The sequence below is a fragment of the Nocardioides pyridinolyticus genome, from assembly GCF_054653575.1.
Genome location: NZ_BAAIFY010000017.1, coordinates 1 through 13835, shown reverse-complemented (window position 1 = coordinate 13835; position 13835 = coordinate 1). Strand labels below are relative to the sequence as shown.

Genomic DNA, 13835 nt, shown 5'->3' with positions numbered 1-13835 from the left:
CCTTCACCGGACCGGCTCCGCGTCGACGAGCGCCGGGTCCACGCCGGCGCGCTTGAGCATGACCGTGAAGTCGTGGGTGTTCGAGCTGACCAGCTTCGCGTCGGCCACCGAGACGGTCCCGTCGAGCACCAGGCGGACGAGGTGCTGGTCGAAGGTCTGCATGCCGGAGTAGGCACCATCCGCGACGATGTCGGGGATCGAGTCGGTGCGGTTCGGGTCGGCGATCGCCTCGGCGAGCCGCGGCGTGTTGACCGCGATCTCCATCGCGACGACGCGCCCCTGGCCGTCGGCGCGGGGGACCAGCCGCTGGCACACGATCCCGCGCAGGGACCCGGCCAGGCCGAGGCGCACCTGCTTCTGCTCGTGCGGCGCGAAGAAGTCGATCACCCGGTTCACCGTCTCCTTCGCGTCGGTCGTGTGCAGCGTGGACATCACGAAGTGTCCGGTCTCCGCGGCCGAGAGCGCCGCCCGCACGGTGTCCGCGTCGCGCATCTCCCCGATGAGGATCACGTCCGGGTCCTGCCGCATCGCCGCGCGCAGCGCGACGCTCCAGTCGGCGGTGTCGGTACCCAGCTCGCGCTGGCTCACGCTCGCGACCTTGTCGCGGTGGATGACCTCGATCGGGTCCTCGATCGTGAGGATGTGCACCGGCCGGGTCTCGTTCACCGCGTCGACCATCGCGGCCAGCGTGGTCGTCTTGCCGGACCCGGTGGGACCGGTGACCAGCACCAGCCCGCGCGGCTCGAGCGCCAGGCTGCGGATGACGTCGGGCAGCGCGAGCTCGCCCAGCGTCTTGGGCTCGTCGCCCACCAGCCGCATCACGCAGCCGACCGCGCCGCGCGACCGGAAGGCGTTCACGCGGAACCGGCCGATGCCCGGCACGGACAGGGCGTAGTCGGCCTCGTTGGTCGCGTCGAAGGAGACCTCGACGTCGGTCGGCATCGTCTCGCGCACCAGCGCCTCCACGCCGGCGGCGGTCAGGGGGGCGGTCTGGAGCGGCACCAGCGACCCGGAGATGCGGATCCGCGGCGGACCGCCGACCTTGAGGTGCAGGTCGGACCCGTGGTTGACCACCACCGCCTGGAGGTACGGCGCGATCTGCAGAGAGGCCGGGGCCGACTCCCGAGGCGTAGTCACATTCCCTTGTGTACCACGCGCCACACGGGTCGGAGGACCCCGGCCAGACCGGTGCCGAAAAGATCGCGCCGAGCCTCAAGTCGCGCGCGGCGGAGTCCGAGAACATCCCTGACGCAGATCTCTCGGAAGGGGCGTAGAAGTTCCCATGGCGCGCACTTTGGTGGGCCTCGACATCGGCAGTACCGGCATCCGGGCAGCCGAGTTCGTCCCGGGCCGCCGGCGTACGACGTTGCGGCGGTTCGCCCGGGTCCCGCTGGCCCCCGGTGTGGTCCGCGCCGGCACGGTCGTGGACGGCGAGGCGCTCACCGCCGCGCTGCGCGAGCTGTGGTCCCGCGGGAAGTTCGGGAGCACGGAGGTCTCGATCGGCATCGCCAACAGCGGCGTCCTCGTCCGGCAGATGGACCTCGACTGGATGGCGCCGTCGGACTTCCGCCGGGCCCTGCGCTACCAGGTCCAGGACGTGCTGCCCTTCTCCGTCGACGAGGCCAACCTCGACTTCCACCTCCTCGAGGACCTGGAGGTCGCGACGGAGGACGGCGGCACCCGCCGGATCAACCGGATCCTCCTGGTCGCCGCGGCGCGCGAGGTCGTCGACGCGTTCGTCGGCGCCGCCCGCGACGCCGGGCTGCGCACCCGCGGCGTCGACCTCCTGCCGTTCGCGCTGCTGCGGGCCCGGACCGCCGCGCTGCCGACCGGCTCCGATCGGCTGCCCGTCACCGAGGCGCTCGTCGACATCGGCGCCGACGTGGTGTCGGTCGTCGTGCACACCGACGGCGTGCCGCGCTACGTCCGCATGATCCCGGGCGTCGGCGGGGACTCCGTCACCCAGGCCGTGCAGGAGCGCTACGACTGGTCGTGGGACGACGCCGAGCGCACCAAGGTGTACGTCGGACTGCCCGGTCACGCCCACCTCGACCCGAGCCAGCGCGAGGGTCTCGCGCCCCGGGCCGACGGGCTCGACCACGCCGCGCAGCAGGTCGTCGCCGTGGCGGCCTCGCGCCTCGCCGACGAGATCGTCACGACCCTCGCCTACCACCGTGAGTCCGCCGTGGGCCGGGTGCTGCTCGCCGGCGCGGGCTCCCGGCTCGGCGGCTTCGACGAGCACCTGGCCCGCCGGCTGGGCGTGCCGGTCGAGCGGCTCGACGTCGCCGGACGGGTGCGCACGCCGAGCCGGGCCCACCTCGACGACCCGGACCCCGCCGCGCTCGCGGTGCCGGCCGGCCTCTGCCTGGGGGCGGCCCGGTGAAGCGGCGTACCCCTGCCGTCGTGCCGACGATGCCGGCGGTCAACCTGCTCTCGCAGTCGGAGTTCGACCGCCGGGCCGCGCGCCGGCTGCGGCACCGCTTCCTCGCCGGCGGCGTCGTGATGCTGCTGCTGGTCGCGGGCGCCTGGACCGTGCAGCACATGCGCGTGGCCGAGGCCGAGAAGCTGGTCGCGGTCGAGCAGGCCGAGACCTCGCGGCTGGTCGGGGAGACACAGGTACTCGCACCGGTGCGCGCCTTCGTCACCGGCGTCGCCCAGCAGGAGCAGACCGTCGGGACCGCGATGTCGGACGAGATCTACTTCTCGGAGGTGCTCGACGGGGTCCGCGACGCGACCCCGGCCGGCGCGGACCTCGCCACGCTGTCGATCACGCTGGTGCCGCAGACCGACGCCACCGAGGCCGCCGACGGCGCCGCGGCCGTCAACCCGTGCCCCGGCCCGGACCCGTTCAACACCCGCGTCGTCGTCGGCTGCGTGCAGCTGACCGGCACCGCGTCCTCGCGGGCCGAGGTCGGCGAGATGGTCGTCGCCCTCGGCGAGTCGGGACTGTTCGTGGAGCCCTTCATCTCGACGACGACCACCGACGAGGCCGACCTGCTGAGCTTCAGCGGCTCGGTCGGGCTCTCGGAGAAGGTCTACAGCGGGAGGTACGCCGAATGAGGCTCGGGACCCCCACCGGGACCAAGGTCGCCGGCGCGGTCGGCCTCCTCGTCCTCGCCGCCCTCGGCTGGGTGCTCGCCGTCGGTCCGCAGACCGCGCGGCTCGGCGAGGTGCGCGAGGAGATCACCACCATCCAGGACCAGAACCTGGTGCTCGCCGCCCAGCTCAACGCGCTGCGCCAGCAGCAGGAGGAGCTCGCCGAGACCCGGCGTACCGCCCGCGAGCTCGCGGCGAAGTTCCCCGCGACCGCGGACCAGCCCGGCCTGTTCCGGGAGGTCACGCTCGCGGCCGAGCTCGCCGGCATCGGCGCGGACGGCGTCACCACGCTGGCCCCCACCCCGCCCCAGGTCGGGACGACGGAGGAGGCGGCGGCCGCGCCGCAGCTGGCCCGGCAGACCGTCACCGTCACGGTGGTCGGTACCTACGACGAGACCCAGCGGCTGCTGGAGAACCTCGAGCAGATGCCGCGCGCCTACCTCGTCACCGCGGTCAACCTCGCGGTCGACTCGGCGGCGGGCACGTTCACCACCACCGTCGCCGGCGACATGTTCGTGATGCCGCCGGTCAAGGACCCGGGCAAGACCGTCAACCTCGCCAGCACCACCGACCCCGCCGCTGCATCGGAGGAGTGAGTCGTGTTCAAGAAGCGCCGCCACGAGCCCGAGCCGGTCGAGGTCAACGAGCCCGTGCACGGGCACACGCACGAGCACACGGACGGGAACGAGGACGACACCGAGGTGCGCACCCTGCGCGCCCAGGTGCGGGTGCTGGAGAAGGCCCTTGAGCGGATCGTCGACCCGCCGGACCTGGAGTCCTACCGCACCCAGGTGCGGGCGGCCGTGCAGGCCGTCGCCCTCGGCACCGCCGCCGACGGCGACCCGCGCGCCGCGGTCGCGCGCGTGGCCGCCGCGATCGCGCGCATCGACGCGCCCCCGACCGGTCGCACCCTCCTCCCGTCGCCGGCCACCGTCGCCCGCCCCGTCGCCCAGCCTGTGGCCCGCCCGGTCGCCGTCGAGGCGCAGCCCGAGCTCGCGCCGGTCGCCGCGACCGAGCCCGAGGTCGTGCTGCCCGTGCCGCCGCCCGCGCCCGTCGAGGACGGTCGCACGCGGCGCCGTCGCGGCCGGACGGCCGCATGATGACCGCTCCGGACTACACCGCCCTGTCCCGCCGGTACGCCGCCGACGGTGACGTCCGGATGGCGCAGCTCGCCGCCTGGGCCGGTGACGTGCACGCCCTCGAGCAGCTCCTCCACGAGAACGGCATCGACCAGGCACCCGACCCGGCCGCCCAGCTGGCCGCGGTCGGCGGCTCGGTCGCGTCCGCGGTCGAGGCCGCGGCGGCCGCCCTGCCGGACCGCCCCCTGACCCCCAGCGAGGTCGTCGGGATCGCCCGCAGCGCCCTGGTGTCCGCCTTCGACGCCTCGGTGCACGACCTGCTGGCCGAGCGGCTCGGCGACCTCCGCCACCTCGACGAGATCGCCGCCGGCGACCACGCCGACGACGTCACCGCCGGCGCGACCGCCGACCGCCTCCGGGGGCGGCCCGCCGACGAGCTGCTGGCCGAGCTGCGGACCGCCGCCGACGACTGCGCGATGATGGCCCACCTCCTGGCCGCCGAGGGCTCCGCCCAGGCCGCGGCCCGGCTCTCCCGGCAGGCCGACGCCGCGGCGTACGAGGCCTATCTGGTGCTCGCCGCGATGCGCTCGGGCGACCTGTCGTTCGCGACCGTCGACCTGCGCTGGGACCTCCTCGCCGACACCGCGGCGCCCACCCGCGAGGACTTCGCGGAGGCCGTCGGCACCGCCGAGCGCAGCTCGCTCGAGGCGAGCCTCGGGACGACATGACGATGGTCGTGCTCGCCGGGGTGCTCGGCCTGCTGGTCGGGTCCTTCCTCAACGTCGTCATCCACCGCGTCCCCGCCGGGCTGTCGGTGGTGTCACCCGGCTCCGCCTGCCCGGCCTGCGCGCACCCCATCCGCGCCCGGGACAACGTGCCGGTGGTGTCCTGGCTCGCGCTCGGCGGTCGCTGCCGCGACTGCGCGGTGTCGATCCCGGCGCGCTACCCGCTGGTCGAGCTCGGCACCGGGCTGCTGTTCGCCGTCGTCGCCTGGCGGTTCGGCAGCACGCCGTACACCCTCGCCGGGCTGGTCGTCGCGGGTGCCGGTGTCGCGCTGTTCATGATCGACCTCGACCACCGCCGGCTGCCGTTCGCGATCACCGGCGCGATGGCCGTCGGCGCCGTGCTGGCGCTGGGGATCGACGTGGTGCGCCACGGCCCCGACCCGATCCCGGTCGCGCTGGCGTCCGCCGGCCTCTGGCTGGCGGTGTACGGCGGCATCTGGCTGCTCACCGCCGGGCGTGGCATGGGGCTCGGCGACGTGGCCCTCGCGCCGGTCCTCGGCCTCGTGCTCGGGTGGCTCGGGCTCGGCCCGGCGGTCGTCGGCCTCGGTGCCGGCTTCGTCATCGGCGCCGTCGTCGGCGTCGTGCTCCTCGCGACCGGACTGGCCCGCCGGGGCGCTCGGGTCCCGCACGGCCCGTTCCTGCTCAGCGGAGCGCTGCTCGGCATGCTCGCGGGCGCACCGCTCGCCGCGGCGTACCTCTCGCTCGTCGGTCTCGCCTGATTTCTCAAGTGACCGCGCGGTCACGCCGATGATGCCACCATGGGGGACGACGACGCATGAGCGGCCATAGAGCAGCGCTCGGGGGAATGATGCAGGAGATCGATCGGGGTCAGCTGCTGGCGAGCATCGCCGCGACCTTGCACGACTGCATCCTGTTGCTGGACGCCGACGGCCGCGTGACGTGGGCCAGCCCGGCCGCCGAGAAGGTGCTCGGCTGGCGCCCCGACGAGCTGGCCGGCGAGGTGATCACCGGGCTCCTCCCGGCGGTGGGCCGATTGCGCGCCGCCGAGCGGCTCGAGCCGTTCGTGGAGTCCGTGACGCGCCGCGACGGCTCGACACTCTCCGCGGTCATCACGCTCGGACCCGCTCCCGGCGGCGCCATCGTCGTGCTGCGCGACGTCACCGCCGACCTGGCTGAGCAGCGCGAGCTCGCCCTGGCGCTCGAGATGGCCCGCGCCCACTTCGACCAGGCCCCGGTCCCGCAGGCGATCGTCGGCCTCGACGGCCACCTGGAGTCGGTCAACCCCGCCTGGTGCGAGCTGTTCGGTCGCGGCGAGGGCTGGTTCGCCGACAGCGACCTGCTCGACCTCGTGCACCCCGTCGACGCGCCGAGCGTCGTGCAGCGGCTGACCCGCCTCGAGGCCGGCGAGCTCGACTCGGTCAGCTACCGCGGCCTGTTCCGCGACGCCGACGGCCAGGAGCTCCGGCTGCTGCTGGACGCGAGCCTGCTCCGCGAGCCCGACGGCCGCCCGTACGCCATCGCCGCCTCGGTGGCGGACGCCGACGAGTACCCCGAGGACGACGGTCGCCCCCACCTCCCCGACGTGCTCGCCCGCCGGGCGTGGGACTCCGCGGTGGTGCTCGACGAGCAGCTCACGATCACCTACGTCGCCGGCGCGGTGGCCCGGATGCTCGGCTACGAGCGCGCCGACCTCCTGCACCACTCCAGCTGGGAGTACGTCCACCCGGCCGACGCCGGACTGCTCGCGCAGATGACCGAGCGCCTGCTGGCCGAGCCTCGTCGCGTGGAGCGAGCCGTGCTCCGTGTGCGCGACGGCGACGGCCAGTGGCGCTCGATCGAGTCGACGACGACCAACTGCCTCGACGACCCCGACGTGCTCGGCCTGGTCTCGAACCTGCGCGACGTCACCGAGCGGGTGCGCACCGAGGAGGCGCTGCGGCTGTCCGAGGCGATGCACCGGGCGATGGTCGAGACCGCTCAGGAGGGCATCCTCGCGACCTCGCCCGACGGCCTGGTGCTCTTCGCGAACGACACCGCCGCCGAGGTCCTCGGGCGCTCGGTCGAGGACCTCCAGGGCGAGGACCCGGTCCGCCTGCTCGGGCTGGTCGACGCCGGCGCCGTGGGCGACGACGGCCGGGAGGTGCACGAGGTCGTGCACCGGCGCCCCGACAACAGGGAGCGGATCCTGCGGGTCGCGGTGCGCCCGCTCAACAGCCGCAACAACCGGCTCGGCTCGCTCGTCTCGGTCAGCGACGTCACCGACGCGCGCAACGCCGAGCGGGTGCTGCGCAGCCGGGCCCTGCACGACCCGCTGACCGCGCTGCCCAACCGCTACCTGTTCCAGGACCGGCTCGAGACGGCCGTCGCACGCGAGGCCCGGACGCCGGGCCGAGGCACGGCCGTCCTCTTCCTCGACGTCGACCGGTTCAAGCCGGTGAACGACGGCTACGGCCACACCGCCGGCGACGCCGTGCTGCGCGAGATCGCCGCCCGGCTGCTGGACTCGATCCGGGCCACCGACACCGTGGGCCGGCTCGGTGGCGACGAGTTCGCGGTGATCTGCGAGGACGCCGGGCGCGACGAGGCGCTGGTGGTCGCCGAGCGGATCCTGGCGGCGCTCGAGGTGCCGGTGGTGGTCGGCGGGGTCGCGCACGTGGTCTCGGCCAGCATCGGCATCGCGCTGGCGCCCCCGCACGGCGTGGACGACGTGGTGCACCGGGCCGACGAGGCGATGTACCGCGCCAAGCAGCGCGGCGGGGGGCGCTACGCCCTGGCGGGGGAGTAGGCCCCTGCGCTACGACGCGTCGACGGAGGCGATCCGCTGCTGCAGCGGCAGCGGGCCGTGGGCCATGCAGTCGGCCGGCATGTCGGAGTACTCGAGCGTCACGTCGGCCTCGGCGTGGAGGCGGCGCCGCAGGTCGGTCGAGACCCGCAGGCTGTGCAGCGGCTGGTTCACGTGGCCGAGCTCGGCGTGGATGCCGACCTCGGAGGCCCCCCCGAGGCGGCGCAGCGCGGTGCCGACGACCTGCTCGAACCGGGCCGGGTCGAGGCGGCCGTCCGGGCCGGTGACCGACCGCAGCGTCTCGTAGGCGTCGAGCTCGACGAGCTGCCCACGCGCCGTGGCCGCCTGGTGCACGGGGCCGAGCGCGGCGGCGAAGGAGTTGCGGCGCGACTCGCTGCTGAGGACCAGCCAGCCCTGGCCGGCCTCGATGCCGCCGCGCAGGCAGCAGATGGTGCGGGCGACGTACGGGTCGACGGTACGACGAGGGACGTTCCAGGTCCGGGCGACCGTGGTCCGGGGCTCGTGGAGCCGAGGTGCGCGGGCGCCGCTGGAGTCGGCCAGGGCCGTGAGCGGGACGGCCGGGCTCCACCAGTAGCCCTGGGCGGTCGAGCAGCCGAGCCGGCGCAGCAGGTCGCGCTGCTCCACGGTCTCGACGCCCTCGGCGACGGTCTCCAGGCCCAGGCCGCGGGCCAGGCGGACGATCGCCTCCGTGATCGCGAGGTCCTCGGGGCGGTCCACGGCGTCGCGGACGAACGAGCGGTCGATCTTCACGCCGGTCACCGGCAGCTCGCGCAGGAAGCTGAGCGAGGAGTAGCCGGTGCCGAAGTCGTCGAGGTGGATGCCGACGCCCAGGGCACGCAGCGCCTCGAGCGAGGCCCGGGCCGCGTCACGGTTCTGGAGCACCGACGTTTCGGTTACCTCGAGGACCAGCGACTCGGCGGGCAGCCGCGAGCGGCGTACGGCGTCGGCGACGGCCGCCACGAGCGACGGGTCGTCGAGCGAGCGGGCCGAGAGGTTCACCGCGACGTGCGCGTTCGACGGCAGGTCCCCGGAGTCGATCGCCGAGGCGATGTCGAGGCACGCGCGGTCGAGCACCCAGCGGTCGAGGTCGGCGATGAAGCCGTGCTTCTCCGCGAGCGGCACGAAGGTGCCCGGGGGGACGTTGCCGCCGACGGGGTGGTGCCAGCGGGCGAGCGCCTCGACGCCGACCAGGCGGTCCCCGCCGAGGTCGAAGACCGGCTGGTAGTGCAGGTCGAGCTTGTCGAAGGCCAGCGCCTCGCGCAGCTCGGCCGCGAGCCGGCGCTGCTCGCCGGCCTGGCGGGCGAACGCGGCGTCGAAGACCTGGCTGCGGGCGCGGCCGCGCGCCTTGGCCTCGTACATCGCGACGTCGGCGTGCTGGAGCAGGGTGGCGGCGTCGCCGTCGAGCGGCGGGGTCACCGCGATGCCGACGCTGGCGCCGATGCGCAGTGCCCGGTGGGTGGCCTCGAGCGGCTCGCCGATGGCCTCGATGACCAGCCGCGCCATGTCGCCGGCACCGGCCACGTCGAGGCCGGGGCACACCAGCACGAACTCGTCCCCGCCGGACCGCGCGACGGTGTCGGACGGGCGGGCCACGCCGCGCAGCCGCTCGGCGATCTCCACGAGCACCCGGTCACCGACGACGTGGCCGTGCAGGTCGTCGACGGCGCGGAACTGGTCGAGATCGGCGACCAGGACGGCCACCGGGCTCTCGCGGCGGCGGGCCTCGGACAGCGCCTGGGCCAGCCGGTAGGTCAAGAACGCGCGGTTCGGCAGGCCGGTCAGCGCGTCGTGCATGTTCTGCCGGACCAGCTCGGCCTCGAGCTCGCGTCGGTCGCTGATGTCGCGGGCGACCACGACGATGCCGTCCTGGTGGGGGCCGGCGTCGAGGCTGACCTCGGCCAGTTGGCCGTCCCGGGTCCGCCGCACGGAGTCGTGCCCGCGCACGCGCTCGCCGGTGCTGGCGACGGTGACCAGCCGGCGCGGCTCGTCGGAGCCCGGGGGGTAGAGGATCGTGGCCTCGCGCCCGATGACCTCGTCGGCGGCGTACCCGTAGAGCGCCTCGGCGCCCCGGTTCCAGCTGGTGATGACGAGGTCCATGCCGATGGTGAAGATCGCGTCGGCGACGGAGTCGACGATGCCGGCCAGCCGGTCGGCGGCGTCCTCGGCCTGGGCGAGGGCGATCCGCAGCTCGTCGTTCTCGGCGGCGAGGTCGTGGGCGTTCGCGAGGTCGTCGACGTCACCGGCGACGATGATCGGCGCCACCGGCGGCTGCTCCCGTCTCAGCGGAACGACCCGGCTCCCCATGTCTTCCCTCCCGAAAAGGATGAGCGGGACTCAGCCGTCCCAAGCTGGCCCCCGCACGCACGATTGTGACGGGTGTGACGCGCGTTGGCAGCAGGATCGGGAAACTGGTCCAGACATCGCCTGTCCGTATAGCTCGTCATACCTGTTGGTAACCGCGTGCGAGGGCCCGCATGCGTGGAGGTCGCCGGGGGCGGCGTGGCCGATGTGCTGGCGGATGTGCTGGCCGATGTCGTGGCCCGGGATCGCCCGAAGGGCGCAATTGCGCCGCTTGAGCGAGGGGAGCGAGGGTTTCGCTGCCCAACCGGCGCAATTGCGCTGCTGCGGTGCCCGCACCCAGCGTGGCGACAGGGTCCCAGGTGCCTCCTCGGTGCGCTCCGCTCAGTGCGCTCCGCCGAGGTTGAGCCCCACCACGCCGACGACGATCAGGGCGAGCGAGACGGCCTTGAGGGCACTCATCGACTCCCCGAGCCAGAAGAAGCCGACCACGGCGACGACCGCCGTGCCCACGCCGGACCAGATCGCGTAGGAGACCGAGACCGGCAGGGTGCGCACCACGATCGTCAGCAGCCAGATGCTGACCAGGTAACCGGCCACCACCGCGAGCGTCCAGCCGGGATCGCGGAACCCGTTCGCCTTCGGGAGCAGCGAGGCTGCGACGACCTCGATCCCGATCGCGACCATCAGCAGCACCATGGCGCCGACCATCGGCCTGTCCTCTCGTGTAGCAGTCGCTACGAAATGTAGCACCCGCTACGCTTCTCGGCATGGGACGTCGTGAGGAGCTGCTCGACCGGGTCACCGACCACGTCCTCGAGCACGGCCTGATCGGCCTCACCCTGCGTCCGCTCGCCGCCGCGATCGGCACCAGCGACCGGATGCTGATCTACCACTTCGGCAGCCGCGACGGGCTCGTCTCCGCCGTCGTCGCCCGCGCCGGCGACCGGTCGACGGCCTACGTCGACGCGCTGCCCGCCGCCCCCTCGGTCCGCTCGGCGGTGAACCGCCTGTGGGCGGCGTACGGCGAGGAGCCCCTCGCCACGTGCCTCGGCGTCTACGTCCAGGCGGCCGCGTCCGGGTTGTTCGGCAGCGAGCCGTACCTGAGTGAGGCGCGGGCGAGCAACGAGCGCTGGACCACCGCCCTGCGCGCGTACCTCGCCCGCAGCGGGGCGCCGCCGCGCCGGGTGGCGCGGATCGCGACCCTGGTGGACTCCGCGCTCTACGGGTTCCACCTGGACATGACCACGGACCGGCCCGACGAGCTCGCGCGCGGCGTCGACGACCTCGCCCGGGCCGCCCAGGCGCTGGCCGTTTGAGGCCGCGTGTTTGACTGCTGCGCATGCGTTCGACACGACTGACCCTGGCCGTGACCGCTTTCTCGGCAGCGCTCGCCCTGTCGGCGTGCAGTGGCGAGGACGAAGTTGCCAAGGGGAGACCCCGGGTGCTGCCGGTTCGTCGGCGTCGTCCGAGGAGAGCCCGACGATCTACCCGGTCGACCAGTGCCAGGCGGTCGTGACGATCACCGGTGCGCTGCAGGCGAGCTGGAAGGGCAATGCCCAGGCGACGCCCAGTGACGAGTCGACGCTCTACCAGTCCAGCGACGGCAAGAAGAGCTGGATCACGGCCACCCCGAAGACGGGGGAGGAGCCAGCCCAGGTCGTCGTGACGGTGAAGGGCACGAGCTACACCGCAGCCGCCAAGGCGATCAGCATCGAGGAGTCCGACGACGGCGCTGAGGTCGAGGCGACCATCGCGCCCGCGAAGGGTCAGCAGGCGAAGGCCGTCGCGACCTTCACCTGCGCGCAGGGGTAGGCGGTCAGCCGTCGCCCTCGTAGACGCTCCACCAGCCGATGGCCTCGGGGTTGACGTAGATCGTCAGGCGGCCGCCGGACTCCTGCATCTCGACCTCGACCTCGACGACGTCCGCGCCGTCGAACCCGTCGCGCAGCCTCGTGAGCAGGTCGGCGGTGTCGGTCTCCGTGGGGAGCTTCCAGGAGTCGTCGGTGTTCCCGAGCAGCAGGTACTTCGCCATGCCGCACACCGTAGCGACCTACCCGAGCGTGGCGGCCAGCAGCACCGCGCCGAGAACGACCGCGACGGTCAGCACGTAGCCCAGGCTGAACGCCGGCAGCGGCTCGCCGGCCCGCATCGCCCGCTCGACCCGGGCCCAGCGAATGAGGGCGAGCACGGTGAGCAGGGCGCCGGTGAGCACGAGGAGCACGGCGAGGATGCCGCGCGCCGCGTCGTTCTCGGGCAGCCCGAGGGCGCTCAGCGCCACGCCACCGGCGAGCATCGCGAGCGCTGTGCGCACCCACGCGAGGAAGGTGCGCTCGTTGGCCAGCGTGTACCGCGGGTCCGGTTCCTGGCCCGCCTCGTAGAGCCACCGCGGGTGCCGGTGCGTCATGGCGCCCACTCTAGGGTGACCGCGTGACCCACGAGTTCGACCAGCACATCGCGATCCGCCAGCAGGACGAGACCACATGGGAGGCGGACCTCTCGGCCGGCTGGCTGGTCGGCGGCGGGGTCAACGGCGGCTACCTCCTCGCGGTCGCGGGCAACGCGCTGCGCGAGGCGCTGCCGAAGAAGCCGGACCCGATCGCGGTCTCGGCCCACTACCTCTCGGCCGCGACGCCCGGCCCCGCGACGGTGACCGTCGACGTGCGCCGCGACGGCGGCCGGATCGCCACCGCGGCCGTCGACGTGCGCCAGGGCGAGGACACGCGGATCACCGCGCTCGCGACGTACGCCGACCTCGACCGCCTCGGCGACGACGTCCGCACCACGGCGCAGGAGCCGGACCTCCCGCCGCTCGAGCAGTGCGTGCCCAACACGATGGCGCCGGAGGAGGTGCGGAAGATCGCGCCGCTGATGGACCGCTTCGAGATGCGGTTCCATCCCGACCAGGTCGGCTGGGCCGTCGGGCAGCCCAGTGGCCGCGGCGTGCTCAGCGCGTGGTTCCGGCTCGTCGACGGCCGCGAGCCGGACCCGATCTCGCTGCTCATGGTCGTCGACGCGCTGCCGCCGGTGACCTTCGACCTCGACATGCCGGGGTGGGCTCCGACGCTGGAGCTGACCGCGCACGTGCGCGCGAGGCCGGCGCCCGGATGGCTCAAGGTCCGCCACGAGACCCGCAACATGGCCGGAGGCCTGTTCGAGGAGGACTGCGAGGTGTGGGACTCCGCGGGCCGCCTGGTCGCGCAGAGCCGGCAGCTCGCCCTCCAGCCCCGCCCGGTGGGCTAGGCCGGGCGCACCACGTCGCTGTCGTGGATGGCCGTGCCCTGGCCGAGCCACCACCGGGCGCCGCGCTGGGTCTCCGGGTCCTCGGATCCGGCGAACCCCGCCAGCTCCGGACTTCCCGCCATGCCGAGCGCGAACAGCGTGGCGTGCCGCTCGAGCGGCTTCGAGGCGTCGTACCGGTCCGCGACCGCCCGGCTCTGCTCGGGCGTCAGGGACCCGCCCAGGCCGACGTTGACCAGGGCACGCGCGCGGACGGACGGGCGCTGCTCGGAGCAGGCCATCTGCACGACCCGCTCGCGCTGGTCACCGTCGCCGACCCGCATGAGCACGGTCCACGCCCGCGCGGCGAGCAGGTCGTTGTCGTCGGCGGCAAGGCGCAGCAGGTGGCGGGCCGCCGAGGTGCGGTACGGCGAGGCCGCGATCAGCAGCGCCGCGTGGTGCCGCCGCGGCTTGTGGGAGTGGAACAGCGCCTCGCGCAGCAGCCGGCGCAGCATCAGGTCCGGCTCCTGCGGGTGGTGGCACGGCGTGTCGGCCTGGACGGCGGGGGCGAGGTCGGCCACGACGGACGCCGCG

The 13835-nt window shown here is 74.0% G+C and carries 16 protein-coding genes; 10 read left to right on the top strand and 6 right to left on the bottom strand.

Annotated features, from left to right (window positions below; translation table 11 throughout):
- Positions 1-3: 3 nt before the first annotated feature.
- The gene (locus ACYQ0U_RS14975; protein ID WP_459974263.1) at positions 4-1137 is read right to left on the bottom strand and encodes a type IV pilus twitching motility protein PilT; all 1134 of its coding nucleotides are present in this window, start codon (positions 1135-1137) and stop codon (positions 4-6) included.
- A gap of 145 nt (positions 1138-1282) precedes the next feature.
- Here ACYQ0U_RS14975 and pilM point away from each other — a divergent pair, with 145 nt between their 5' ends.
- The 7 genes from pilM to ACYQ0U_RS14940 are packed head-to-tail and all read left to right on the top strand — an operon-like array spanning position 1283 to position 7706.
- Positions 1283-2383, top strand: a complete 1101-nt coding sequence (gene pilM, locus ACYQ0U_RS14970) for a type IV pilus assembly protein PilM (RefSeq protein ID WP_459974261.1) — start codon at positions 1283-1285, stop codon at positions 2381-2383.
- Positions 2384-2403: 20 nt separating this feature from the next.
- Positions 2404-3060 carry a hypothetical protein gene (locus tag ACYQ0U_RS14965; protein ID WP_459974258.1) on the top strand — a complete coding sequence of 219 codons (657 nt, stop codon included), beginning with the start codon at positions 2404-2406 and terminating at the stop codon, positions 3058-3060.
- Positions 3057-3692: a type 4a pilus biogenesis protein PilO gene (locus ACYQ0U_RS14960; protein WP_459974256.1), complete on the top strand. Its 636-nt coding sequence runs from the start codon at positions 3057-3059 to the stop codon at positions 3690-3692. Before ACYQ0U_RS14965 ends, ACYQ0U_RS14960 begins: the two co-directional genes overlap by 4 nt.
- Positions 3693-3695: 3 nt before the next feature.
- Positions 3696-4196 carry a hypothetical protein gene (locus tag ACYQ0U_RS14955; protein WP_459974254.1) on the top strand — a complete coding sequence of 167 codons (501 nt, stop codon included), beginning with the start codon at positions 3696-3698 and terminating at the stop codon, positions 4194-4196.
- Positions 4193-4903, top strand: a complete 711-nt coding sequence (locus ACYQ0U_RS14950) for a hypothetical protein (protein WP_459974252.1) — start codon at positions 4193-4195, stop codon at positions 4901-4903. Before ACYQ0U_RS14955 ends, ACYQ0U_RS14950 begins: the two co-directional genes overlap by 4 nt.
- Entirely contained in the window at positions 4900-5679 is a 780-nt protein-coding gene (locus ACYQ0U_RS14945) for a prepilin peptidase (protein WP_459974250.1), read from the top strand. Before ACYQ0U_RS14950 ends, ACYQ0U_RS14945 begins: the two co-directional genes overlap by 4 nt.
- Before the next feature lie 56 nt (positions 5680-5735).
- Complete coding sequence (locus ACYQ0U_RS14940; RefSeq protein WP_459974248.1) at positions 5736-7706, top strand: sensor domain-containing protein; 1971 nt, start codon at positions 5736-5738, stop codon at positions 7704-7706.
- A 9-nt stretch (positions 7707-7715) separates the two neighbouring features.
- On the opposite strand, the gene ACYQ0U_RS14935 is transcribed toward ACYQ0U_RS14940, so the two are convergent.
- Positions 7716-9986, bottom strand: a complete 2271-nt coding sequence (locus tag ACYQ0U_RS14935; protein ID WP_459974246.1) for a putative bifunctional diguanylate cyclase/phosphodiesterase — start codon at positions 9984-9986, stop codon at positions 7716-7718.
- Positions 9987-10406: 420 nt separating this feature from the next.
- A complete protein-coding gene (locus ACYQ0U_RS14930) occupies positions 10407-10733 on the bottom strand; it encodes a DMT family transporter (RefSeq protein ID WP_459974244.1) in 327 nt (108 codons plus the stop codon).
- Between the two features lie 59 nt (positions 10734-10792).
- Between ACYQ0U_RS14930 and ACYQ0U_RS14925 the strand changes: the two genes are divergently transcribed.
- The gene (locus ACYQ0U_RS14925) at positions 10793-11341 is read left to right on the top strand and encodes a TetR family transcriptional regulator (RefSeq protein ID WP_459974242.1); all 549 of its coding nucleotides are present in this window, start codon (positions 10793-10795) and stop codon (positions 11339-11341) included.
- 85 nt (positions 11342-11426) lie between these two features.
- Positions 11427-11837 carry a hypothetical protein gene (locus ACYQ0U_RS14920; protein WP_459974240.1) on the top strand — a complete coding sequence of 137 codons (411 nt, stop codon included), beginning with the start codon at positions 11427-11429 and terminating at the stop codon, positions 11835-11837.
- A 4-nt stretch (positions 11838-11841) separates the two neighbouring features.
- Here the strand turns inward: ACYQ0U_RS14920 and ACYQ0U_RS14915 are convergent, their stop codons facing one another.
- Complete coding sequence (locus ACYQ0U_RS14915; protein WP_459974238.1) at positions 11842-12057, bottom strand: hypothetical protein; 216 nt, start codon at positions 12055-12057, stop codon at positions 11842-11844.
- An 18-nt stretch (positions 12058-12075) separates the two neighbouring features.
- Positions 12076-12429, bottom strand: coding sequence for a YidH family protein (locus ACYQ0U_RS14910; protein WP_459974236.1), 354 nt, complete (start codon positions 12427-12429; stop codon positions 12076-12078).
- A 23-nt stretch (positions 12430-12452) separates the two neighbouring features.
- Here ACYQ0U_RS14910 and ACYQ0U_RS14905 point away from each other — a divergent pair, with 23 nt between their 5' ends.
- Positions 12453-13265 (top strand): thioesterase family protein, encoded by an 813-nt coding sequence (locus ACYQ0U_RS14905; RefSeq protein WP_459974234.1) that lies wholly within the window; start codon positions 12453-12455, stop codon positions 13263-13265.
- On the opposite strand, the gene ACYQ0U_RS14900 is transcribed toward ACYQ0U_RS14905, so the two are convergent.
- Positions 13262-13835, bottom strand: a 574-nt coding sequence (locus ACYQ0U_RS14900) for a hypothetical protein (protein WP_459974232.1), incomplete at its 5' end; no start/stop codon positions are given. The two genes, ACYQ0U_RS14905 and ACYQ0U_RS14900, sit on opposite strands and share 4 nt — an antisense overlap.